24 protein-coding genes are annotated in these 23,326 nt (G+C 65.4%); 11 read left to right on the forward strand and 13 right to left on the reverse strand.

From position 1 onward, the window contains the following. Position 1: 1 nt before the first annotated feature. On the reverse strand, positions 2–1,234 hold the full coding sequence (locus tag VCS63_RS22620) for a 3-methyl-2-oxobutanoate dehydrogenase (2-methylpropanoyl-transferring) subunit alpha (protein WP_323881062.1): 1,233 nt from the start codon (positions 1,232–1,234) through the stop codon (positions 2–4). Between the two features lie 179 nt (positions 1,235–1,413). On the opposite strand from VCS63_RS22620, the gene VCS63_RS22625 reads away from it, so the two are divergent. After that, positions 1,414–1,740, forward strand: a complete 327-nt coding sequence (locus VCS63_RS22625; protein ID WP_323881063.1) for a hypothetical protein — start codon at positions 1,414–1,416, stop codon at positions 1,738–1,740. Between the two features lie 62 nt (positions 1,741–1,802). Here the strand turns inward: VCS63_RS22625 and VCS63_RS22630 are convergent, their stop codons facing one another. The 6 genes from VCS63_RS22630 to cadR form a co-directional block, all read right to left on the reverse strand. Continuing rightward, the gene (locus VCS63_RS22630; protein WP_042793190.1) at positions 1,803–2,408 is read right to left on the reverse strand and encodes a nitroreductase; all 606 of its coding nucleotides are present in this window, start codon (positions 2,406–2,408) and stop codon (positions 1,803–1,805) included. Positions 2,409–2,494: 86 nt separating this feature from the next. Then, positions 2,495–3,478, reverse strand: a complete 984-nt coding sequence (locus VCS63_RS22635; RefSeq protein WP_208025214.1) for a Bug family tripartite tricarboxylate transporter substrate binding protein — start codon at positions 3,476–3,478, stop codon at positions 2,495–2,497. Between the two features lie 177 nt (positions 3,479–3,655). Further along, a complete protein-coding gene (locus VCS63_RS22640) occupies positions 3,656–4,471 on the reverse strand; it encodes an enoyl-CoA hydratase (protein ID WP_323881064.1) in 816 nt (271 codons plus the stop codon). Next, complete coding sequence (locus tag VCS63_RS22645) at positions 4,468–5,214, reverse strand: FadR/GntR family transcriptional regulator (protein ID WP_042793188.1); 747 nt, start codon at positions 5,212–5,214, stop codon at positions 4,468–4,470. Before VCS63_RS22645 ends, VCS63_RS22640 begins: the two co-directional genes overlap by 4 nt. A gap of 80 nt (positions 5,215–5,294) precedes the next feature. Next, the gene (locus VCS63_RS22650) at positions 5,295–6,476 is read right to left on the reverse strand and encodes a CoA transferase (protein WP_323881065.1); all 1,182 of its coding nucleotides are present in this window, start codon (positions 6,474–6,476) and stop codon (positions 5,295–5,297) included. Positions 6,477–6,705: 229 nt separating this feature from the next. After that, the gene (gene cadR, locus VCS63_RS22655) at positions 6,706–7,140 is read right to left on the reverse strand and encodes a Cd(II)/Pb(II)-responsive transcriptional regulator (RefSeq protein WP_042793187.1); all 435 of its coding nucleotides are present in this window, start codon (positions 7,138–7,140) and stop codon (positions 6,706–6,708) included. A 100-nt stretch (positions 7,141–7,240) separates the two neighbouring features. Here cadR and VCS63_RS22660 point away from each other — a divergent pair, with 100 nt between their 5' ends. Beyond that, positions 7,241–9,694 carry a heavy metal translocating P-type ATPase gene (locus VCS63_RS22660; protein ID WP_416379207.1) on the forward strand — a complete coding sequence of 818 codons (2,454 nt, stop codon included), beginning with the start codon at positions 7,241–7,243 and terminating at the stop codon, positions 9,692–9,694. Positions 9,695–9,739: 45 nt separating this feature from the next. On the opposite strand, the gene speG is transcribed toward VCS63_RS22660, so the two are convergent. Beyond that, on the reverse strand, positions 9,740–10,324 hold the full coding sequence (gene speG, locus VCS63_RS22665) for a spermidine N1-acetyltransferase (protein WP_042793186.1): 585 nt from the start codon (positions 10,322–10,324) through the stop codon (positions 9,740–9,742). A 181-nt stretch (positions 10,325–10,505) separates the two neighbouring features. Here speG and VCS63_RS22670 point away from each other — a divergent pair, with 181 nt between their 5' ends. Both VCS63_RS22670 and VCS63_RS22675 read left to right on the forward strand, forming a co-directional pair. Next, positions 10,506–10,820, forward strand: a complete 315-nt coding sequence (locus VCS63_RS22670; RefSeq protein WP_042793185.1) for a hypothetical protein — start codon at positions 10,506–10,508, stop codon at positions 10,818–10,820. A gap of 71 nt (positions 10,821–10,891) precedes the next feature. Next, the gene (locus VCS63_RS22675; protein ID WP_063642609.1) at positions 10,892–12,622 is read left to right on the forward strand and encodes a methyl-accepting chemotaxis protein; all 1,731 of its coding nucleotides are present in this window, start codon (positions 10,892–10,894) and stop codon (positions 12,620–12,622) included. A gap of 12 nt (positions 12,623–12,634) precedes the next feature. On the opposite strand, the gene VCS63_RS22680 is transcribed toward VCS63_RS22675, so the two are convergent. Beyond that, entirely contained in the window at positions 12,635–13,549 is a 915-nt protein-coding gene (locus VCS63_RS22680) for a LysR family transcriptional regulator (protein ID WP_063960371.1), read from the reverse strand. Positions 13,550–13,745: 196 nt separating this feature from the next. Here VCS63_RS22680 and VCS63_RS22685 point away from each other — a divergent pair, with 196 nt between their 5' ends. The 3 genes from VCS63_RS22685 to VCS63_RS22695 all read left to right on the forward strand — a co-directional run bounded on the left by VCS63_RS22685 (position 13,746) and on the right by VCS63_RS22695 (position 17,150). Next, positions 13,746–15,047, forward strand: a complete 1,302-nt coding sequence (locus tag VCS63_RS22685; protein WP_175198878.1) for an MFS transporter — start codon at positions 13,746–13,748, stop codon at positions 15,045–15,047. 24 nt (positions 15,048–15,071) lie between these two features. Continuing rightward, positions 15,072–16,565, forward strand: a complete 1,494-nt coding sequence (locus VCS63_RS22690; RefSeq protein ID WP_042793183.1) for a M81 family metallopeptidase — start codon at positions 15,072–15,074, stop codon at positions 16,563–16,565. Between the two features lie 63 nt (positions 16,566–16,628). Beyond that, positions 16,629–17,150 carry a 2'-5' RNA ligase family protein gene (locus VCS63_RS22695; protein ID WP_323881066.1) on the forward strand — a complete coding sequence of 174 codons (522 nt, stop codon included), beginning with the start codon at positions 16,629–16,631 and terminating at the stop codon, positions 17,148–17,150. A 33-nt stretch (positions 17,151–17,183) separates the two neighbouring features. Here VCS63_RS22695 and VCS63_RS22700 read toward each other — a convergent pair whose 3' ends face one another. Both VCS63_RS22700 and VCS63_RS22705 read right to left on the reverse strand, forming a co-directional pair. After that, positions 17,184–17,888 carry a riboflavin synthase gene (locus VCS63_RS22700; protein ID WP_063642611.1) on the reverse strand — a complete coding sequence of 235 codons (705 nt, stop codon included), beginning with the start codon at positions 17,886–17,888 and terminating at the stop codon, positions 17,184–17,186. A gap of 92 nt (positions 17,889–17,980) precedes the next feature. Next, positions 17,981–19,414 (reverse strand): aldehyde dehydrogenase family protein, encoded by a 1,434-nt coding sequence (locus VCS63_RS22705; protein WP_063642612.1) that lies wholly within the window; start codon positions 19,412–19,414, stop codon positions 17,981–17,983. A gap of 307 nt (positions 19,415–19,721) precedes the next feature. On the opposite strand from VCS63_RS22705, the gene VCS63_RS22710 reads away from it, so the two are divergent. Then, positions 19,722–20,525 (forward strand): FadR/GntR family transcriptional regulator, encoded by an 804-nt coding sequence (locus VCS63_RS22710; RefSeq protein ID WP_042793181.1) that lies wholly within the window; start codon positions 19,722–19,724, stop codon positions 20,523–20,525. Positions 20,526–20,543: 18 nt separating this feature from the next. Further along, entirely contained in the window at positions 20,544–21,326 is a 783-nt protein-coding gene (locus VCS63_RS22715; protein ID WP_112967066.1) for a 3-oxoacyl-ACP reductase, read from the forward strand. Between the two features lie 19 nt (positions 21,327–21,345). On the opposite strand, the gene VCS63_RS22720 is transcribed toward VCS63_RS22715, so the two are convergent. Beyond that, positions 21,346–21,564: a hypothetical protein gene (locus VCS63_RS22720; protein WP_131798711.1), complete on the reverse strand. Its 219-nt coding sequence runs from the start codon at positions 21,562–21,564 to the stop codon at positions 21,346–21,348. Between the two features lie 17 nt (positions 21,565–21,581). Next, positions 21,582–21,827 (reverse strand): hypothetical protein, encoded by a 246-nt coding sequence (locus VCS63_RS22725; RefSeq protein WP_308023673.1) that lies wholly within the window; start codon positions 21,825–21,827, stop codon positions 21,582–21,584. 344 nt (positions 21,828–22,171) lie between these two features. On the opposite strand from VCS63_RS22725, the gene VCS63_RS22730 reads away from it, so the two are divergent. Together VCS63_RS22730 and VCS63_RS22735 are read left to right on the forward strand one after the other, a co-directional pair. Further along, a complete protein-coding gene (locus tag VCS63_RS22730) occupies positions 22,172–22,690 on the forward strand; it encodes an anti-virulence regulator CigR family protein (RefSeq protein WP_323881088.1) in 519 nt (172 codons plus the stop codon). Positions 22,691–22,813: 123 nt separating this feature from the next. Continuing rightward, complete coding sequence (locus VCS63_RS22735; RefSeq protein WP_082884739.1) at positions 22,814–23,044, forward strand: CrpP-related protein; 231 nt, start codon at positions 22,814–22,816, stop codon at positions 23,042–23,044. Positions 23,045–23,326 lie beyond the last annotated feature (282 nt).

The following is a 23,326-nucleotide window of genomic DNA, read 5'->3' on the forward strand; positions in this document are numbered from 1 at the left end:
ATCACACTCCGAGCTGCTGACGTTGCCGGCGCAGATGCTCCGGCATGTCCTTGTACACGTCATCAAAAATGCTGGCGGCGCTGGGGACGTGGCCGTCCACCAGCGTGCCGTAGCTTTCCGCTTCCTTCTGGGCCGCCAGGATCTCGGCGTCGAGTTCGGCCTTGACGGCTTCGTGCTCTTCGTCGGACCAGATGCCCAGCAGGACCAGGTGTTTCTTGAAGCGCGCTATCGGGTCGCCCAGCGGGAAGTGGCTCCAGTCATCGCCGGGGCGGTACTTGGAAGGATCGTCGGACGTGGAGTGCGGGCCGGCGCGGTAGGTCACCCATTCGATCAGAGTCGGCCCCAGGTTGCGACGGGCGCGCTCGGCGGCCCATTGCGATGCGGAATAGACCGCCAGGAAATCGTTGCCGTCCACCCGTAGCGACGCGATGCCGCAGCCCACGCCGCGGCCCGCGAAGGTCGCGCCTTCGCCGCCGGCAATCGCCTGGAAGGTGGATATGGCCCACTGGTTGTTGACCACGTTCAGGATGACCGGCGCGCGGTAGACGTGCGCGAAGGTCAGCGCGGTATGGAAGTCGGCTTCGGCCGTGGCGCCATCGCCGATCCAGCCGGAAGCGATGCGCGTGTCGCCCTTGATGGCCGAGGCCATGCCCCAGCCCACCGCCTGGATGAACTGCGTGGCCAGGTTGCCGGAAATGCTGAAAAAGCCGCGTTCGCGGTCCGAATACATGACCGGCAGCTGACGGCCCTTGAGCGGATCGCGCTCGTTGGACATCAGCTGGCACATCATCGTGACCAGCGAGGCGTCGCGCGCCAGCAGGATGCTTTGCTGCCGGTAGGTCGGAAAGCACATATCCCCCTGCTCCAGCGCCATGGCGTGGGCCGACCCGATGGCCTCCTCGCCCAGGCTTTGCATGTAGAAGGAGATCTTCTTCTTGCGCTGGGCGGTCAACATGCGCGCATCGAAGAGGCGTGTCTTCAGCATGTTGCGCATGCCGGCGCGCAGTTGCTCATGGCTGAGTTCCGGCGCCCACGGTCCGATGGCGCTGCCGTCGTCGGCGATCACCCGGACCAGGCTGTAGGCCAGTCCGCCGGTATCGACCGCGGCAACATCAATGGGGGGTTTGGGCACATCGCCGGGCGGCGACAGGTGCAGGTAGGAAAAGTCGGTCTTGCAACCCGGGCGCCCTGTCGGCTCCGGGACGTGCAACTTCAACGGCCCATATTGGCTCATGTATTGTCTCCACGCTTGATCGTGTCATGCGCATTCTTCTTACCAAGACACTGCCCAAGGGGATGACCTCGGACATTGCCATCGTCGGCCGGGCAAAGGGATGAACATGCACGACCGGCAGCCAGAGTATCACAGGGGAACGCTCTATACTTCCTGTCCCTGATTCCCTGGAAACCGACGTGCCCGGATTGACCGCCTCGAAATGGTTCAGCTGGACCGGCATCGCGTTCGCGGCGCTGTATCTCGCCATCGTCATCCTCTGTGTCGCCGGCGCGCTGTCGGCCGACAGCGACGACAAGGGACGATTCGTGCTGCTGCAACTGCCCCTGGCGCTACAGCTCGCGCTGCTGCATGACCTGAACATGGACCACCTGCTGGGCGACCTGTCGTGGGTCGGGGGCTACCTGCTGATCGGACTGCCCACGCTAGCCCTCTTCTACTTCGCAGGCTGGTGCCTGGAACGGCTGCTGCGCTTGGCCTTCCGGCCGTTGCCGGGACGCCGCTAGGCGAAGTTCCATAAAAAAACCGGCCTATGGCCGGTTTTTTCACTTGGATTGCGATGTCCGCATCAGACCGGACCGGTCCATTCGGTGACGAACTCGCGATAATCCGGGCGGTTGGCCGGCGGCACGGCGCAAGCCGGGGTGCCGATGGCCAGGAAACCCAGGAAGCGGTAATCCAGGGCATCCAGGCCCAACGCATTCTGCACATCTTCCACGTAGGTGCCGATGCCCGTGCTCCAGAACGCGCCATAACCCAGCATGTGCACGGCGTTCAGCAAATTCATGGTGGCCGCGCCGGTGGCGAGCAACTGCTCCTGCTCGGGGATCTTGGTGTTGTCGTGCGCGATCTTCTGCGCCACCGCGATGAACAGCGGCACGCCGGCCATCCATTCACGCACGGACTTTTCCTTTTCGGGCGTCATGCGCGGATCGCCGCTGCGCTTGACGGCGTCCAAGGCCAGATCGGCCAGCTTGCCGATGGCCTCGCCCTGGATCACGACGAAACGCCATGGACGCAGGGCGCCATGGTCGGGCGCCGACATGGCCGCCTGCAGGATCTGTTCGAGTTCCTCGGGCTTGGGCGCCGGGGCACGGAGAAACTTGAAGGAACGGCGCGTGTTCAGGGCGTGCAGCGGGGTGGCGGTCGGGCTGGCGTTCTGGGTGGTGGTCATCGGATCAGGCGTCAATGAGAAAGAAACACAATTCATATTACGCCACTCCGCCGACGCGGACCGTCATCCCCCCGAGCCGCCAGAGGTCATTCAATCTGGATGCCGACTTCCTTAATGACGCCCGCCCAGCGCGCAAGCTCCGCGTTGACGAACTGGCCCAGTTCGGCCGGGCTGCTGGCGCCGGGCGTCGCGCCCTCGCCCTTGAAGCGGGTCTGCAGGGCCGGCACGGCCAACGACCGCGCCACCGCCTTGTTCAGCACGTCCACCACTGCATCGGGCGTGCCCTTGGGCGCCATCAATGCATTCCAGGTGTTGATCTCGTAGCCCTTGAACATCGGGTCCTCGGCCACGGTGGGCACATCGGGCAGTTCCGCCGACCGGTCCCGCGTGGTGACGGCGAGCGCGCGCAGACTGCCCGCCCGCACCTGCGGCAAAGCCGCGGGCAAGGTAGCGAAGCTGAACTGCGTCTCGCCGCTCATGACGGACGAATTGGCCAGCGAGCCGCCCCGGTAAGGCACGTGCTGGATCTGCACCTTGGCCTCGGAGGCGAACATCGCCCCCGCGACATGTACGGGCGAGCCGTTGCCGCTGGAGGAATAGTTCAGATCGCCCGGCTTCTCGCGCGCAAGCTTCACCAGGTCCGCCACCGACGCCACGGGCAGCTTGGGATTGGCGACCAACACCAGAGGGATGGAGGCGATCATGCTGACCGGCGTGAAGCCGCCCACCGGGTCATAGCCCAGCGACTTCTTGTATACGACCGGATTGATGCCGTGGCTGGACACGGTGGCCATGAACAGGGTGTAGCCGTCTGGCGCGGCCTGCTGCACGGCGGCCGCGGCGATGTTGCCCGCGGCGCCGGCTTTGTTCTCGATGATGACAGGCTGCTTCAGCTCCTTGCTCAGCTGCTCGCCCAACGCCCGCGCCAGGATGTCCGTGGTGCCGCCGGCGGCATAACCCACCACGATGCGCACCGGCTGGCTGGGATATGTGCCCTGCGCGTGCAGCGGCCCCGCGCATATCCACACCGCCAGGCCCGCCAGGCCTGTCCTCAGATGAACCGCTTTCATGTCTGTCTCCTCGTCGCCGCGCTTGCTGCGCGATCTATGGCCGGGCCGTCCGCAATGGGATCGGTGGCCGGGTTGATCCGGTCCGGACGCGGATTCAGGACGCAAAGCCTCTCCCGGCCGCGCCGGCATCGGCGCGGACCTGCAAGCCGCGTAGGGAATCCGGCCCGCGGCCGGAGATCAGGTGCCGGTAAAGACCGGCGCTCTCTTTTCCGCAAATGCCTTGCGGCCTTCGCGGTAGTCATTGCTTTCGAAACACTGCAACACCAGGCGCCGCATGGCCTCCACGTCCACCTCCGGCCCCAGCTGCTGAAGCTGGCGGATCATCTTCTTGCCAGCCCGCAGCGTGAGCGGCGCGTTGGCCTGGATCTGGGACAACATGGTTTCCAGCACCTGGGGCATCTCGTCCGCCGGCGCCGCGCGGCGGATCAGCCCCAGCTCCTTGGCCTGGTTCGCGTCGTAGCGCGCCGCCGTCAGGAAGATCTCCAGCGCATTGGCCGGGCCTACCGCGGTCACCAGGTTGCGGATCGCGGTCAGGCGGTAGCCCAGGCCCAGCTTGCCGGCGGGAATGGCGAACGTGCTGTTGTCGGACGCGATGCGGATGTCGCAGCACAGCGCGATGTTCAGCCCGCCGCCGATGCAATAGCCCTGGATGTACGCAATCGTGGGTTTGTCGTAGTCATACAGCGCCAGCTGCGCCGCTTCCGCCACGCGCTCATACTCCACGACGGCGTCTTCGCCGCTGCGCAGCGTGTCGAACTGCGAGATGTTCGCGCCGCTGACGAACGCCTTGCCGCCCGCGCCCTGCAGTACCACCGCCCGGATCTCGGGGTCCCGGCGAAAAGCTTCCAGCACGACCGGCACCGCTTCCCACATCGCGAAGGACACCGCGTTGTGGCGCTGCGGATCGTTGAATGTCAGCCAGCCGATCGCGCCGCGCTTTTCAGCCACGATGTTGTCGGTGATGTCGCCCTGCAGGATGCGTTGGATGGTCACGGTTGCTTTCCTTGTATGACTGTCTGGTGCCGTTGAATGCCATTGGTCAGGTGCACGCGCATGGCAAGGCGCGCGGCCTCGCTGTCGCCGGCGACGATGGCGTCGAAGATGCGGTGGTGTTCACGTTCGATCTCAGGCACGCGCTCGGTGCCAGCGCTGGTGTAGCGCAGCGTGCGCACGGCGCCGCGAAATACGTGTCGCAGGTGCGCCAGCAGACGCACGAAATACGGGTTATTGGTGGCCTCGCCCACGGCCATGTGGAAGTCCAGCGCATGGTCGGCGCCGGCCTGCCAGTCATTGCCCGCGGCATCGACCCGTTGCAGGGCCTGGCGCAGGGTTTCGATCTGTTCGGGGGTACGGTGCAGCGCCGCCTGCGCCGCCGCGCCGGACTCCAGTTCGACCCGCAGCTGGAATATGTGCGCCAACGGTTCGGGCTGGAGCAGATCCTCGGGCGCGATCTCGAAATTACGCGTGCCCACGTCCTGCGCCACAAAGGAACCGACGCCACGCCGCGTGTCGACATAACCGGACAGCTTCAACCGCGCGATCGCCTCGCGCACCACGTTGCGGCTGACGGCGAACATCTGCGCCAGCTCGAACTCCGTGGGCAGGCGCTGGCCGGGCTCGAATTCGCGCAGCACGATCTTCTGGCGGATCTGCGAAGCGATCTCGTCCGGCAGGTTGTCGGGGCGTCCCAGGCTGGAAAAGACCTGGTCGGCAGCGGCGTTGGATGGGGCGTTCATGTGGGGCTGTCTCCGTCTGGGCCGCTGGATACGCTGGCGGCCTTGGCGGCGATATTATCCTCGGTGCCTGGGCGTCGCCCTCAAATCACGCCTTCGCGCGCCAGTTGTTGCAGGTCGGCGGGCGCCAGGCCCAGCATGCCGCCGTACACGTCGCCATTGTGCTGGCCGCGCTCCGGCGCGGGGGCCATTTCCCCGGGCGCCGATCGGCTCAGGATCATGGGCTGCCCCACCACCGAAATCGCCCCCAGCGCAGGGTGCCGGATCTCGCGGCTGAGCTTCAGGTGACGCACCTGCGGATCCTCGAAGGTCTGGTCCATGCCCAGGATCGGGCCGCAAGGCACGCCCTCCTTGTTCATCAATGCGATCCACTCGGCGGTGGGCCGGGTGGCGGTGCGCGCGCCGATCGCCGCGTTCAGCGCGGGACGGTTGCGCGCACGCAGCGGCACCGAAAGAAAACGCTCGTCCTCGATCAGTTCGGGCAGTTCCAGCACGCGGCACAGCCGCGCGTAGATGTCGTTGCCCATGGCCGCGATATTCATATAGCCGTCGCGGGTGGGGAACACGCCGGTCGGGCTGCTGGTGGGATGGTCGTTGCCACTCTGGCCAGGCACCTCGCCATTCATGAGCCAGCGCATCGCCTGAAAATCCATCATCCAGACCTGCGATTGCAGCAGCGAGGTCTGCACCCACTGGCCCTGCCCCGACACCTCGCGTTCCAGCAGCGCGATGAAGATGCCTATGGCGCAAAACAGGCCCGAGGTCAGGTCCGCCACCGGAATTCCGGCCCGCATGGGTCCACGGCCGGGTTCGCCCGTGACCGACATCAGTCCGCCTATGCCCTGCGCGATCTGATCCAGCCCCGGCCGGCCGGCATAAGGGCCGTCCTGCCCGAAGCCGGAGACGCTGGCGTAGACGATGCGCGGATTGACCTCGCGCAGCGTCTCATAGTCGATGCCCAGCTTGAACTTGACGTTCGGCCGGTAGTTTTCAACCACCACGTCAGCCTGGCGCACCAGGTCCAGAAACAGCGCCCGGCCCTGCGGATGCTTGAGGTTCAGCGTGACGCTGCGCTTGTTCCGATGCGTGTTCTGGTAGTCCGCGAACTGGGCGGAGCCGCCCGGCTTGTCGTCCTGCTCGTCGCCCGGCTCTTCTATCTTGATGACGGTGGCGCCCCAATCCGCGAACTGGCGCACGGCGGCGGGGCCGGAACGCACCCGCGTCAGGTCCAGAACGGTAAATCTGCCCAATGGCTTGGAATCCATGCTTGTCTGCCTCTCTGCCCGGCTCCCCCATGGTGTGAATCCGGGATGCCTGACCATTATTTGTTGGATGTTGGACATCTTACATGCTGAGATCAGGCACAACAAGACACCGCCGCGCGTTTGGCGCGGCGGGTTTTCCCTAGGGCCTGCTCCAGGCCCTTTTACCGTCAATAGGTTGTGCGGGGGCGCGGAAGCCGCCGTTAAGGGGCTTTCCCCGGATCCGCCATGCTCAGCCCAGGTGCGTGTGCCGCTCCTGGCGCTCTTCGACCTGCATTTCGCTCAGGCCGTGCAGAATGCCGCAGTCTTCCGTGTCGGGCCTCGCCGACAGGCAGCGCTGGCGCAGGTCGGTCAACTGCGTCTTGAGCTGGGTCAGTTCGGCGATGCGCTCGTCCACATGGGAGATGTGTTCGTCGAAAAGCTCATTGATAGGACCGCAACCGCTCTGGTGGTTATCCGCCAGCGACAAAATGGCCCGGATTTCGTCCTGCGTCATGTCCAGCGCGCGGCAATTGCGGATCAGGCGCAGCCGCTCCAGATGGGCCTGTCCATAGCTGCGGTAGTTGTTCAGGCCCCTGTCCGGGGCCGGCAACAGCCCTTCTTTCTCGTAATACCTGACGGTTTCGACCGTGGTTCCGGCCGCTGTGGCCAATTCGCCGATACGCATCGCTGCCTCCCGGATCGCATCCGATTGATATAGGGGGTTGACCCTATAGTAACTCCAAGGTGTGGAATAGCTACACCACCTTATTTCAAGGCAGAGGACGATGTCTTTACCTCCGGTCAAAAAACACGAACATATGCCCGACGGGCAAGACGGCGCCTGCTGCGCGCACGACACCTGCGGCGCGCCTGCCGAGAACGAACGAGTTCACGCCGGCCACGACCATGCCGCGCATGACAATGGCAGCCACCACCATCACGACGCACACGCTCACGCCAGCCACGATCACGCCGGCCACGACCACACGGCCCACGGTCACGATCATCCCCACGCCCATGCCCACGGCCACGCCGCCGGAAGCTGCTGCGGCCACGGCGAAGGCGGCCAGCCCTTCAGCATTTCCGGTTCCGGCGCGGCCACGCTCACCGCCGGCCCCGGCCAGGCGCTGGCACGCCTGCGCATCGGCCAGATGGACTGCCCCACCGAGGAAACGCTGATCCGCAAAAAGCTGGACAACCTGGACGGCGTGCATGCGCTGGACTTCAACCTGATGCAGCGCGTCCTGACGGTGGTGCACGCCGAAGGTGCGCTGGACCGCATCATGGCCGCTATCAAATCGCTGGACATGACACCCGAGCCCCTGGCCGATAGTGTTCCCGGCACGCCCGCTCCCGCCGCGAAGCCCGTGAACTGGTGGCTCATCGGAGGCGCGGGCGTCCTGGCCGCGCTGTCGGAACTGTCCCACTTCGCGGGCTGGCCGCTAGGCGTCACCGCAGCCCTGGCGGTGGCCGCCATCCTGGCCTGCGGCGTCAGCACCTACCGCAAGGGCTGGATCGCCGTGCGCAACGGCAACCTCAACATCAATGCCCTGATGAGCATCGCCGTCACCGGCGCCGTGCTGATCGGACAATGGCCCGAAGCGGCCATGGTGATGTTCCTGTTCAACGTGGCCGAACTGATCGAAGCCCGTTCCCTCGACCGGGCACGCAATGCCGTGCGCGGACTGCTGGACCTGGCGCCGGAAACGGCCACCGTGCAGCAGGCAAATGGCCAATGGCTGGAAGTGCCCGCCGCCAACCTGCAAGCGGGTGACATCGTCCGAGTGCGCCCGGGCGAGCGCATCGCCGCCGACGGCATCATCGTCAGCGGCAGCTCTGCCGTGGACCAGTCCCCCATCACGGGCGAAAGCCTGCCGGTGGAAAAAACGCAGGACGATCCGGTCTACGCGGCCACGGTGAACGCGGCAGGCTCCTTCGAGTACCGGGTCACCGCGGCAGCGGGAAACACCACGCTGGCGCGCATTATCCATGCCGTCGAACAGGCCCAAGGCGCCCGGGCGCCCACGCAGCGCTTCATCGACCGCTTTTCCCGCATCTATACGCCCGCCGTGGTGGGCATCGCGCTGCTGGTGGCGGTGCTGCCGCCCCTGCTGTGGGACCAGCCCTGGTTCGACGCCATCTACCGCGCCCTGGCGCTGCTGATCATCGCCTGCCCCTGCGCCCTGGTCATTTCCACGCCGGTCAGCATCGTCAGCGGACTGACCGCCGCGTCGCGCCGCGGCATCCTGGTCAAGGGCGGCGTGTACCTCGAAGAAGGCCGCAACCTGAAATGGCTGGCGCTGGACAAGACCGGCACGCTCACGCATGGCAAGCCGGTGCAGACCGACATCCAGGATTGGGACGTGTCCGACCAGACCCGCCATCCGGCCGCGCTGGTCGCGGCGAGCCTGGCGGCGCGTTCCGACCACCCCGTATCGCTGGCCGTGGCCAATGCCGCGCGCGACACCGGCGCGGCATTGCTGGACGTGCAGGAATTCACCGCCCTGCCCGGCCGCGGCGTCAGCGCGGCACTGGACGGCGTGACCTTCCAGCTGGGCAACCGCCGGCTGATGCGCGAGCTGGGCGTGTCCAGCCCCAAGCTGGAAGCGCGCCTGGACGAGCTGGAACGCCAGGGCAAGAGCGCCATCGCCTTGAGTGACGGCAGCCGCGTGCTGGCCGTGGCCGCCGTGGCCGACACCGTCAAGCCGACCAGCGCCACCGCCATCGCCGACCTGCATGCGCTGGGCGTGCGCACGCTGATGCTGACGGGCGACAACACGCCCACGGCGCAGGCCATTGCGCAACAAGTCGGCATCGACGAAGCGCGCGGCGATCAACTGCCCGAAGACAAGCTGGCCGCCATCGAAAGCAAGCTGGCGGCGGGCGGCCGCGTGGGCATGGTGGGCGACGGCATCAATGACGCGCCCGCCCTGGCCCGCGCCGACATCGGCTTCGCCATGGGCGCGGCGGGCACCGGCACTGCCATCGAAACGGCCGACGTGGCCCTGATGGACGACGACCTGCGCAAGATCGGCACCTTCCTGCGGCTGTCGCGCGCCACACACCGCGTGCTGGTACAGAACATTGTGTTGGCGCTGGGCATCAAGGCCGTGTTCCTGGCCCTGGCCATGACCGGCAACGCCACGCTGTGGATGGCCGTCTTCGCCGACGTAGGCGCAAGCCTGCTGGTGGTGGCCAACGGTCTGCGGTTGCTGCGGGCGGCGCCTGCCGCCCACTGACACCCGAGAAGCCTGCGCCCTTGCGGCGCAGGCAGCGCGCCGGCCTCAGCCGGCCTGTTCTTCTTGCGGCCAGTCGCGCAGCACCGGCGCATCCGGGGCACCAGGCCCCACATCACGCAGATGGTCGCGCTGCAGCAAGGCCATGCGATAGGCATCGCGGTAGGCGCCGTTGGAGAAGAACTCTTCCTTCAGCAGGCCTTCGATCTGGAAGCCGCAGCGTTCGTAGATATGCACGGCCGCGGTGTTGTCCTTGTCCACCACCAGATAGACCTTATGCAGGTTCAGCACGCGAAATGCGTAGCCAACCGCAATGCGGGTCGCCGCCTTGGCGTAGCCACGGCCCTGGTAGCTGGGCGCGATGATGATCTGGAACTCGGCGCGACGGTGGATGTAATCGATTTCCACCAATTCGACCAGGCCTGCCGGCTGGCCGGTGTCATGCTCGATGATGAAACGCCGCTCGTTCTGGTCATGCAAGTGGCGGTCATACAGGGCAACGAGTTCGTCGTAGGCCTCGTAAGGCTCTTCGAACCAATAACGCATGATGACGTCGTTGTTGTTGATCTTGTGCACGAAGTGCAGGTCGCCGCGCTCCAGCGGGCGGATTTTGATATCGGAAATGACCGACATAGATACCTCCAAACGTGTATCTATTTTATTCGCAGTGTCTCCCCCCTCTTTCGGAAATGTCCTATCGCTCTACTGGGAGCGATGACGCATCATGTTTCCAATATTCGCTATTTTTTACTAGTTACGAGCTTCAGGCGTTCCCGTTCCGGCGCCGGCCGCACGCATGAGGAGGGCTGACGCCATGGAACTCAAGGAACGGGATCTTCTACTGACTCTGGCAGACACTGTGCACAAGCTGGCTCACGCCGTCGCTCTCAGCCATGCGCAGCTGGAAGCCCTGCGCACCGTAATGATCGGCGTGCACGCCGCGCTCTACCGCGTGCCCGAACTGCAATCCCATATCGAGCAATCGCTCTGCGGCTCCATCGAAGGCGATTTCGTCCAGGCTCTCGGCACGCCCCAAGGCGACGACATCCTGCAACAGCGCGAAGCGTGGCTCGCCTCCCTTATTCCAGCCGACATCTGGGAAAAGGTGCGCCCCCGTCCCCATACCTGACCCGCTGCCGGCACGCCGCCAGCATTCCCGCGCAGACGCCACCGGCGTCTGTTTTTCCATAACGAAACGTAATGCTCCGAGACTTGAAAGTGCGCACCTGCATACTCGCACTGCTCTTCCTGTTGTCCGGCACCATGCTGGTGTCCAACGGCACCTCGTGGCTGAGCCTCAGCACCAGCAACCGCAACCTGGCCCACGTCAACGACGCCTACTCGCTACAGGCCACCGAGCTCAACAACGCCTACCTGCTGTTGCTGCGCGCGCGCGTGCTGCTCGCCAACAGTTTCATGGACCTGGAACAACAGCACCACAAGGACGCGGCTGACGAACTGAAAGCCTCGATCGATCTCCAGTCCGATGCCAATGCCCGGCTGGATGCCTTCATCCGGGATCCCCATCTGGAAGGCACCGACAGCCTGGTTGCCGAACTTGAAAAAGCCACGAAAAGCTACCGCGACGTGACCAATGCGCAAATACGCGCGCTCACGCTCCGCGATCTGGAGGCCTACCGCTCGCTGGAAGCGGACTCGCGCAGCGTCACCCTCACCTTCAACGCCGCGGCCATGCGGTTCCTGGATTTCCTCGACAAGGCGACCACCACCATGGTCGATGATGCCCAGGTCGACTACAAACGCGCCCGCACGGTGGTCCTCACCATGATTGCGATTTCCCTGGGCCTGACACTGCTGGCCTGGCTGTTCATGCGCGGCGTGGTCTTGCGCCCCCTGCAGGAAGCCGGCGCCTGCTTCGAGAAAATCGCCGAAGGCGATTTCACCGGCCGCGTCGACGTTCGCAACAGCAACGAAATCGGACAGATGTTCGCGTCCATCAAGCGCATGCAGGAAAGCCTGACCCGCACCGTGTCCGCAGTCCATCGCGGCGTGGAAGAAATCACCGTGGGCGCGCACCAGATCGCCGCCGGCAACCAGGACCTGTCCAGCCGCACCGAACAACAGGCCGCCTCCCTGGAGGAAACCGCCGCCTCCATGGAAGAACTGGCAGCCACGGTCAAGCAAAACGCGGACAACGCGCGCCAGGCGAACCAACTCGCAGCCACCGCCTCCGACGTGGCGCAGCGCGGCAGCGCCGCCGTGGCGGAAGTCGTGCGCACCATGCAAGGCATCACCACCAGCTCGGGCAAGATCGTGGAAATCGTCTCGGTGATCGACGGCATTGCCTTCCAGACCAACATCCTGGCCTTGAACGCCGCCGTGGAAGCCGCCCGCGCGGGCGACCAGGGCAAGGGCTTCGCCGTGGTCGCAGGCGAGGTGCGGTCGCTGGCGCAAAGCAGCGCCCAGGCCGCCAAGGAAATCAAATTGCTGATCACCGATGCCGCCACCGCCGTCGAAGCGGGGTCCGGCCAGGTGGAGCAGGCCGGCTCCACCATGCAGGACATCGTCTCATCCGTAAGCCGCGTGGCCGACATCATGGGCGAAATCAGCGCCGCATCCGAAGAACAGGCCACCGGTATCGAACAAGTCAACCGCGCGGTCTCGCAGATGGACGAAGTCACCCAGCAGAACGCCGCACTGGTCGAACAGGCCGCAGCGGCCTCCGGGTCGCTGGAAGAGCAGGCGGAGGGGCTGCGCAAGGCGGTCAGCATCTTCAAGATCAACGCCTCGGACGTCATCGATGTGTCCGCGCAACAAGTGGGCAGATCCACCTCTGCGGCGTTACACCACGCCGCCCCGGCCAAATCCGCCGCCAGTGAGCGCCCGGCCCGCAGCCCGCGCGCAGCCACGCCAGCCCTGAGCGCAGCTACCGCGGGCAAAGCCGAAGATCCCGACTGGGCCTCGTTCTGAACGCCGCTCGTCTCAGGAGCCGGCAAACGCCGGCAGGCGCAACTCGATCCGCCGCGCCACTTCGTTCGCGGCGGACGACAGCGGACGGCCCAGCCGCAGCAGCATCTGGCATTCAGGCGCGCTCAAGATCGGATGCGCGATGGGCAGCGCTACCAGCTCGCCGCTTGCCAGTTCATGGTGCACGCCCAGGTTGGGCATCAAGGTCACGCCAGCCCCCGTCATCGCATACTGCTTGAGCACGCGCAACGAATTGGTGGTGAGGCTGGGCGTCAGGTGTATGCGCTCCGTGAATTCCAGCAGGTCCACCGCCTGGCGCAAGCCATAGGGCGCGGACATCAGGGCGAAGGGATACGGCAGGATGTCCGCGATGGTCAGCGGGTCTCGCCGCGAGGCCAGGGCGTGGCCTCGGCCTGCCAGCAGGCACACCGGATGCTTGCGGCTGGCGCGACAGCGCAGCCGCGGGTCCACCGGCGGGTTGTAGGCCAACCCGATGTGGGCTGCATCCGTCGCCACCGCTTCGACCACTTCGTTCACAGAGCCCACATTGACGCTGATGTTGATCTGCGGATACTCGATGCAGAACGGCCCCATCACGTGCTCCATCAGGCCGTCGATGAACCCCTCGCTGATCATCAGCTGCACATTGCCGCGCTGCATGCCGCGCAATTCCTGCAGGCGCGCGTTCAGATGCTCCTGCTGGGCGCGGCACCCGCGGTGGTATTCCAGCAGCATGTCGGCCGCCTCGGTGGGCGTCAGCCCGCGCGAACGCCGCTCGAACAGCTGCACGCCCAGCTCTTTTTCAAGCAGCTGTATCTGCCGACTGATGACGGAGGCCGCCGTATCCAGCTTGTCCGCGGCGCCTCGTATCGAGCCGCAGGCCATGACCTCGTTGAAGTACTTCAGGCGAACCTGGCTGATGTCCTGCATATCCCGCGTTCCTGGGGCGCTCGTCGGCGCCGGTTGAAGATGAACCCAGCGTTGCCTATAGGGCAACGATAATTTATCACCCTGGTCATTGTTCGGAACGCCGCAGTCTTCCAATAATGGCGGCCCGGCAGCCATCGGGCTGCCAGCGCCAACCCCAGCAACCGCGGGCGCCAGACCCGCGCGAGGAGACATTGCAATGCCACATCCGACCACGCCGGGCGCGGACCCGCGCCTGGCACCGCTATACCGCAAGATCACGTGGCGCCTGCTGCCCTTCTTGCTGCTTTGCTACGTGTTCGCCTACTTGGACCGCATCAACATCGGCTTCGCCAAACTGCAGATGCAGCAAGACATCGGGATTTCCGACGCCGTCTACGGCCTGGGCGCCGGCATCTTCTTCCTCGGCTACGTGCTCTTCGAAGTGCCCAGCAATCTGCTGCTGACCCGCATCGGCGCGCGCCGCACGATCAGCCGCATCATGGTGCTGTGGGGTCTGACCTCGGCCTCGATGCTGTTCGTGCAGGGGGAATGGAGCTTCTACGTCCTGCGCTTCATGCTGGGGGTCTTCGAAGCCGGCTTCGCGCCCGGCATGATTTTCTACCTGACCTACTGGTACTCGCAGTCGCGCATGGCCGGCGTCATGGCGGTGGTGATGCTGGCGGGTCCGATCGGCGGTATCGTCGGCGGCCCCGTGTCGGCCTGGATCATGACCGCGTTCTCTGGCGCGCACGGCCTGGACGGCTGGCAGTGGATGTTCCTGCTGGAAGGCTTGCCCTGTGTGCTGCTGGGTGTGATCGCCTACCGCTACCTGGATGACAAGCCCACCGAGGCACGCTGGCTCAGCGCCGAGGAAAAGGCGCTGCTGGCGGCCGACCTGGAGACCCGGGGCACGCACCAGAAGCATGCCTTCAAGCAGGTACTGCGCGACCCCGTCATCTACGGCATGGCCCTGACGTACTTCTGTCTGATCTGCGGCATTTATGCCGTCAGCTTCTGGCTGCCCACGCTGCTCAAGCTGGCGGGCGTGCAGGACACCATGGAGATCGGCCTGTACTCCGCCATCCCGTACATCGCGGCGGCCATCTTCATGCTGTGGTTTGCACACAGCTCCGACCGCATGCAGGAACGGCGCTGGCACACGCTGGTGCCCGCTCTGCTTGCCGGCGTGTCCCTGTGCATCGCTACCGCGGCGCCGACGCAATTCGCGCTATCCCTGACGGCCATCACACTGGCCACGGGCTTCATGTGGGCCTCTTACACGGTATTCTGGGCGATTCCTTCGCAATACCTGAAAGGAGAGGCTGCGGCCGGCGGCATCGCCCTCATCAACAGCATCGGCCTGCTGGGCGGATTCCTCAGCCCGTCGATCATCGGCTGGTCCAAGGAGGCCACCGGCACGCTGGCAGGCGGCCTGTATGTGATTTCCGCCTTGCTGGTGGCGGGAGCCTTGCTCCTGCTGGTCAATCGTCCGCCCCGTTCCGCGCCCGCCCGCGCCTGAAGTCCCCACCCACAGGAAACGATCATGCATATTCTGGTTGCTGGCTTCCAGCATGAAACCAACACCTTCGCGCCCTCGAAGGCCGGCTATGAAAACTTCGTGCGAGGCGAAGGCTTTCCGGCCATGGTGCGCGGCAAGGACATGCTGGCGCTGCGCGAGGTCAACATTCCCGCGGGCGGCTTCATCAACGCGGTGCTGGCCGAAGGCCATACGGTGGAAACCGTCATCTGGGCGGGCGCGAGCCCCTCGGCGCACGTCACCCGCGATGCCTACGAACGGATCGCCGGCGAAATCCTGGAAGCAGCCCGCAGTGGCTCCTACGATGCGGTCTACCTCGACCTGCACGGCGCCATGGTCGCCGAACACGTGGACGACGGCGAAGGCGAACTGCTGGCGCGCATGCGCCAGATCGTCGGCCCCGATGTACCCGTGATCGCCAGCCTGGACCTGCACGCCAACGTCACCGCGCAGATGCTCCAGGAAGCCGATGGGCTGGCCGCGTTCCGCACCTACCCGCACGTGGACATGGCCGCGACCGGCGAGCACGCGGCGCGTCTGCTGCAGGCGCGCATCGCAGCCGGCGACCACTGGCGCCGCAGCCAGCGCCGCCTGCCGTTCCTGATTCCGATCAACGGCATGTGCACGATGCTGCAACCCTCGCAAGGCGTGTATGAACTGCTCGAGCGGCTGGAGCAAACGCCGGGCGTCGCCTCCATCTCGTTCGCTCCCGGCTTTCCGGCGGCGGACTTCCCCGAATGCGGTCCGGTAGTGTGGGCCTACGGGACGGATGCGGCGGCGGTCGAAAGCGTGACCGAAACCCTGTATCAGCGCGTGCTGGAACTGGAACCGCAATGGTCGCCCGACTTCCTCGAACCCGCCGAAGCCGTGCGGCGCGCGCAGGCGCTGGCGGCGGGCGCGTCGCGTCCCGTCGTCATCGCCGACACACAGGACAATCCGGGCGCCGGCGGCGACGCCAACACCACGGGGATGCTGCGCGCCCTGGTGCAAGCCAATGCCCAGAACGCCGCCCTGGGGCTGTTCTACGACCCGGAAGCGGTGCGCCAGGCCCGCGCGGCCGGGGTCGGCAGCAAGCTGCGGCTACGCCTGGGCGGCCAGTCGGGCGTGGCGGGCGACTCGGCTTTCGAGGGCGAGTTCGAGGTGGAAACGCTGTCACCTGGCAAGCTGCGCTTTGACGGGCCGATGATGAACGGCATGGACGTGGATCTGGAAGCGGTGGCGGGCCTGCGCATCGGCGGCGTGCGGGTAGTGGTCAGCGCCACCAAATCGCAGATGCTGGACCGCAACCTGTTCCGCGTGGGCGGGGTGCAGCCCGAAGAAATGGCGATACTGGTCGTGAAGAGTTCGGTGCACTTCCGCGCGGATTTCCAGCCCATCGCCCATGAGGTCCTGGTGGCCAAGGCGCCCGGCCCCATGCAGGCCGATCCGGCCGACCTTCCCTGGACCCGGCTGCAACCGGGAATCCGCGTGCGTCCGCAAGGCAAGCCGTTCTCCTATTGAGTCCAGCCAAACCGCGCGCCGCCGCGGTTTGGCTTTCGGGCGTTGCGGTGGCAGACTGGCGGCATGAAGAAGCTCTTCACACTTGCCTACCCCTGCCTCGGCGCGCCGGACTCCGAGTTCATCGAAGAATTCCGGCGGCAGCATGATGGCCAGCACCCGCTGGCCAAAGCGCATTTCACGATGGCGTTTGGTTGCGCCGGCATCGACGAACAGGCCTATTTGCTGCACCTTGAAGAAGTGGCCCGCAAGCAAGGTCCTATCAGCTTCGCATGCCGCTACGCCATGCTGGGCGCGGACGCGGCGCACGCATATGCGTACCTGGTTCCCGACGAAGGCTACAGCTCGCTGTCGCGCCTGCACGATGCCTTGTACCGCCAGGTGCTTGCGCCGACCCTGCGCCTGGACATTCCCTATGTGCCGCACATCACCATTGGGTCTTCCACCAACCGCGCGCTGATGAAATCGCTGTGCGACGAACTGAACCAGGGCGGGCTGGAAATCCGCGGCTCGGTGGACAGGTTGACGATGGTCGCGCTGGAAAACGGCGTGCTGACCGACCTGACATCGGCACGGCTTTCCGGCTGACGGGCGGCGCGCCGCCCCTTTGGGCGCGGCGGCTTACTTGAGCTTGGGTTGCGGGCTGACGAAATCCTCCAGCGTCAGGCCCTTTTCCTTCAGGATGGCTTCCAGCAGCGGCTGCAGCTTGCCCAGGCTTTCCTGGACCGTTTCGCGCACGGTATCAACCACCACCTGCGTGCTGCGCTCGATCTCGATATTGACGAAATCGCCCACCTGTTTGTCTTCGAACACCGTCATGCGGCGGGTTTCGGGAATCAGCCAGACCTCGAACCAGCCTTCGGCGCGATTGACTTCCGACACGGTGAGGCTGGCGCCATTGATGGCGATATAGCCCTTGGCGAACACGTACTTGCGGAAAGCCTCCGGAATGCTGAAGCGCATCAGTCGGTTGGTATCCGAGGACTTCACCATCACCACTTCGGACGTGAAATCGACATGGCCGGACAAGGGATGGCCGCCGATCTCGGCGCCGTCCTTGGCGGCGCGTTCCACGTTGGCGCGGTCGCCCTCGTGGTAGCTGCCCAGGGTGGTAATGGCCAGGCTTTGCAGCATGACGTCGAAGGTCGCCTGGTTCTCGGACAGGATCTCGGTGACAGTCAGGCAAACGCCATCCGTCGACACGCTGGCGCCAATGGCCAGGTCCACGCAGAAACCAGGGGGGAAATCCAGAGTGAAAGTGCGCAGGCCTTCGCGATCCGCGATCTTGGCGATCTTCGCGGTGCCTTGAACAATACCGGTGAACATACGGATCCTGAATGCGGGGCGGCGCGCCCCTGAAGCAAAACATCAACGTTAACCGATATTTTGCCAGGGGCCGCGCGACCCGCGCGCCAGGATCAGTGGCGGATGGCGATCGTCTTCAGGGTGGTAAAGCCATACAGCGCTTCAAAGCCCTTCTCGCGGCCGTAGCCCGATTGGCGCGAACCGCCGAAGGGCAGTTCCACGCCGCCGCCGGCGCCGTAGTTGTTGACGAACACCTGGCCGGCGCGCAGCTTGCGCGCCAGGCGCAATTGACGGCCGCCGTCGCGGGTCCAGACGCCAGCCACCAGGCCATACAGCGTGCCGTTGGCGATTTCCAGCGCCTCTTCCTCGGTGTCGAACACCATGGCGGCCAGCACGGGGCCGAAGACTTCTTCCTGCGCCAGGCGGCTGTTGGGCGGGACGTCGCGGAACAGCACGGGCGGCTGGTAGAAGCCGGCCTCGGGCGTGCCTTCCTTGAGCTTGCCGCGCGCCGCAACCTTCAGGCCGTCGGCCTCGGCTTCCGCCAGGAAACCGCGCACGCGGTCCTGTTGGCGGGCGTTGATCAGCGGACCCACGTCCAGATCGGCCGCGGCCGGACCGGTGACAGTGGCCGAGAATGCGTCGGACAGGCGCTTGAGCACGGTCTCGTATACGCCGCGCTGGATCAGCACACGGCTCCCGGCCGAGCAGGTCTGGCCGGCATTCTGGATGATGGCGGCCAGCAGCACAGGCATGGCGGCGTCCAGGTCGGCATCGTCGAACACGATCTGGGGCGACTTGCCGCCCAGCTCCAACGTTACCGGCACGTGGTTTTCCGCGGCGGCGTGCGCCACCATCTTGCCCGTTTGCGGGGAGCCAGTGAAGGAGATGTGGTCGATGCCCGGATGGGCGGACAGCGCCGCGCCGGCTTCATGGCCATAGCCCGTGCAGATGTTCAGGGCGCCGGCGGGCAGGCCCGCGTCAGAGGCGATTTCCGCCAGCTTCAAGAGCGACAGGCAGGCATCCTCCGCCGGCTTGACCACGCATGCGTTGCCCGCGGCCAGCGCCGCGCCCACGCTGCGGCCGAAGATCTGCAAGGGGTAGTTCCACGGCACGATGTGGCCGGTGACGCCGTGCGCCTCGCGCACCGTCAGCACGGTGAAGCCGGGGGTGTAGGGGATGGTTTCGCCGTGCAGCTTGTCGACCGCGCCGGCATAGAACTCGAAGTAGCGGGCCACGGCGGCGGCGTCGGCGCGAGCCTGCTTGATGGGCTTGCCCGTGTCGGCCGACTCCAGCTGCGCCAGCTCTTCCTGGCGGTCCAGCAGCGCGAAGGCGATGCGCATCAACAGGCGGCTGCGCGCGGCGGGGGCCATCTGGCCCCACTCGCCCTCAAACGCTTCCCGCGCTGCAGTGACGGCGCGGTCCACATCCGCGGCGCCCGAGCGGGCGATCGCCTCGAAGGGCTTGCCATCGGACGGGTTCAGGACGGGAATGGTTTCACCGGTGGCGGCGGCCACCCATTGGTTGGCGATAAAGTTCTTCTGAGTCACGATGTGCGGAGTAAAGTAGCGGCCGGACGGCCGGTTGCGGGATGGATTCGTCTCCAGGCGTGGCTGCCGGCCCGGGGCCGCAACCGCGCCGCTCGCGGTGTCGCGCGAGTCGCGTTTTGGTATCGAGCCAAGGTACGGGAGCGGCCCGCAACTTGTCAATTGGATTGACAGCTTTTGTCCCAAGAGTCAGGATATTTTCCAACGACCTGGGGTAATCCCTAATAATTCAGCGGGCTTACTGCCACCCCGCGCCACCCCGGATTTGTCATGGCGACTGACAAGCCCGGCTAAATGAGTAGGAGCGCCGATGAGCAATGTGCGTGATCCGCAGCTTGAATCGCTGCTGGAAGCCGTGAACCGCCCCCGTCCCGAATTGGACGTGCTGGCGGAAGTGGCGTCGGGCCTGGGCTATGTGCGCGCCGAACGCTTTGCCGAACGCGTCTACGAAAGCCTCTTCTATGCCATCGCCACCGGCAAGATCGCGCCCGGCAACAAGCTGCCCACCGAGCTTGAACTCGCCGCGCTGTTCGAGGTGTCGCGGCCCGTCGTGCGGCAGGCCCTGGACCGGTTGCGCGAGGACCAATTGGTAGATTCCATCCGCGGCTCGGGTACCTATGTGCGCGCCAAGCCGGAACTGATGGGCGGCATGCCCGCGGTGGACCCCGCGCGCCGCGTCGGCCACATCCTGGAAGGCCTGGAGCTGCGCATGGTGATCGAACCCGAATGCGCCTTCCTGGCCGCCCTGCGCCGTACCGACGAAGACTTGCGCGAAATGGACCGCATGCTGACCGGCTACGAAGAGGCCGATGCCTCAGGCGCCATCGCCCACCATCACGACTACGGCTTTCATCGCGCCATTGCGGCCGCCACCAGCAACCAGCGCTTCGTGCAAGTGCTGAAATCGTTGGAGTACGACGTCAGCCACGCCGTCAACGTCATGCGCCATCTGGTCCACAGCCAGCCCTGGAAGCGCACCCGCGCCGCCATCGAGGAACACCGCCACATCTATCGGCTCATCCGGGAACAGGATGCCGAGGGCGCGCGCAATGTCATGCGCGCCCATATCGAAAAAGCCCGCAGCCGCATGCTGAACAGCGGCTCGGAACATTAAGCAGGAAGCCTTTTGAACATGTCATCGCAACGCCCATCCCTGAACCTGGACCAGCAACTCGTCATCGTCACCGGCGCCAGCCGCGGCCTGGGCGCAGCCATTGCGCGCGCCTTCCTGCGCGAGGGCGCCAAGGTGGTCATCAACTATCTGAACAGCGCCGACCGCGCGCAAGCCCTGGCGGCGACGGCGCCCGAACGCGCCCTGGCGGTACAGGCGGACGTGCGCGACCCTGCTGCCGTCGCCGCCATGTTCGCCCAAGCCAGCGCACACTTCGGCCAGCCCGTGGGCACGGTCGTCAATAACGCCCTGCCCGCCTTCCAGTTCAATGGCGACGCTCGACCGCACGCCGACACGTTGGACTGGACGCATATGAATGCGCAGCTGGAAGGCAGCGTGCGCGCCGCGCTCAACACCACTCAGGCCGCTTTGCCCGCCATGCGCGCCGCGGGCTATGGACGCATCATCAATGTGGGCACCAATCTGGTCCAGAATCCGGTGGTGCCATACCACGACTACACGGCGGCCAAGGCCGCGCTACTGGCTTTCACACGGACGCTGTCGCACGAACTGGGCGCGGACGGTATCACCGTGAACATGGTGTCGGGCGGCTTGCTGCGCACCACCGACGCCTCCGCGGCAACCCCTGACGTGGTTTTCGACATGATTGCCACGGGCACGCCGCTGCGCGAAGTCACGACGCCCGAGCAATTCGCCGACGCCGTGCTGTTCTTCGCCAGCCCCTGGTCGCGCGCGGTGACGGGCCAGAACCTGATCGTCGACGGCGGGTTGGTAAAGGGCTGATTGGTAAAGGGCTGATCCGTCAGGCCTGAAGGCGCCGCGCGCTGATTTCGACGGCGGCGTACTTGATGCCCTTGAGCGCGGCGTCCTCCGTCACGAAGGTGGAGTCACCCACGCCTATCCTGGTCCAGTCACGGCCAGGCGCGGTGCGCACCCAGGCCTCGTAACCTTGCTGGGCGGCCAGCGGCCTGAGTTCATATTCGAGTTGGTGGCCGTTGAGCCTGATCACTCCGGTTCTCATGATGGACTCCCTTCGCGCTAGCGCCGGCCTGCAATGGCGCAGGCGTGCGCCACGCTACGTCCCGGGCCCGTCATGGGCGCCCCCCGGTAATCCTGCGCCCGCACCACCTCTGATACGCGCTGGCCGTCCGCCATCCATTGGCGGGCGACGCTCACGACATCCGTGAATTCGGGTTGCGGCCCATCCAGCAGCCAGCCAACGATGGGGGCGCCGGGCATGCCGGCCGCGCCAGGAGAAACCTGTTCCAAATCAAGGGGCTTCATACTCCTCTCCGTTCAGGGAACTGTTAGCGCAGCGTAGAGGCCCTTCGACGCCCAGTCATTAGGAAACCGCAAAAAGTAGAACATTTTGTATACCAAGCTATATCGCTCTCCGACGGGATCGCTCCAGCATGGGCCACAGGTCCACTGGACATAGACGCTCACATATCAACGATTTTTCGGCGCAACTTGAGGCAGGCCGGCTTGCCCGGAAATCCGCGCCTCGCGGGTCGCCAACCATAGCCCCGCTTACATCTTTATCAAATGGGCTGCTACACCAAAAGACTAGGCCGCCCTAGAATCCGCTCATCGCCCCAAGGGCTGAGCAGGAGCCATCCATGAGCCGCATGATCGCCAAGAAAATCCTCACCGCAGCCATCTGCTGCATGTTCGTTGCCGGCGGCGCCATGGCCGCCCCTCCCGAAGGCAAAGGCAAGCCTGACAATGCCGGCCAGGGACAAGGCAATGGCAAAGGCAATGGCAAAGGCAATAGCAACGGCAACAAAGGCGGCGGCTCGGGCAAAGGCAATAGTGGAAATGGCAACTCGTCCAAAGGAAGCGGCAGCAATTCCGGCGACGTCAATGTGAGCTTGCGCCACGCCGGCATCACCATTTCGACCGCCCGAGGCTACGCGCAGGAGTATGGGTTGTCGGGCTACGGCTCGCTGCCGCCAGGCATCCGCAAAAACCTCGCCCGCGGCAAGCCTCTGCCCCCGGGAATTGCCAAGAAAATGGTTCCGGGCCCCATGCTTGCACGGCTTCCCGTCTATCCAGGCTACGAGTGGCGAGTCGCGGGGTCGGACCTCATTCTGGTCGCGGTGGCCACCGCCGTGGTGGCCGATGTGCTTTTCGATGTATTTGACTGACCCCGGCCGCGCATAATCAAGCGCAGTCATCGCGGCGCTGGGCAACCAGGCCGCGCTATTGCGTTGGGCTCCCCGCTTGTTTCATACTTTCCGTGCATTCATCTACTTTTGGAGGGATCACAAATGTATGACGACATCCAAAAGCTGGGCGCAAAAGCCGCCCGCGATGGGTTGACTCTTTGGGATTGCCCCTTTTACCGCGCCGAGGCCATGCCGGGCCATACTGGCGAATCGATCACGGAGTGGCGGCTGAAAATCGACGCATGGGAATGCGGATTTCTAAGAGCAGTCGAGTCGCGCAGTCCTCTCCCCAGTTGCCGTCCTCCGCCTGCTCGCCGGCCGCATGCGATGTAGCGCATCCGGCCGCGCGGCACGCCGCTTGCTACGCCCCCTCTGCTGCAGCGCTCCGTTGCTTTCTCGTGCACGACCGTGGCAACGGGCGGTCTGACGCCTGGCGCGGGATCTTTACCCTCGCCAGGGCGCTGCGGCACATGCGCGAAAAACGTTCGCGCGTTCCGTTGACCGCTCCCCTGGAGGCGAGCCTGCAAACGACGAGGGTCCGCGACATGCCAAAACACTACTCTCATACCGATGCCGACAAGCTCCGACGCGGCCAGCCCACGGCCGACGCGCCGC

This window comes from Achromobacter sp. D10 (assembly GCF_035282245.1).
Taxonomy (GTDB): Bacteria; Pseudomonadota; Gammaproteobacteria; order Burkholderiales; family Burkholderiaceae_B; genus Achromobacter; species Achromobacter insolitus.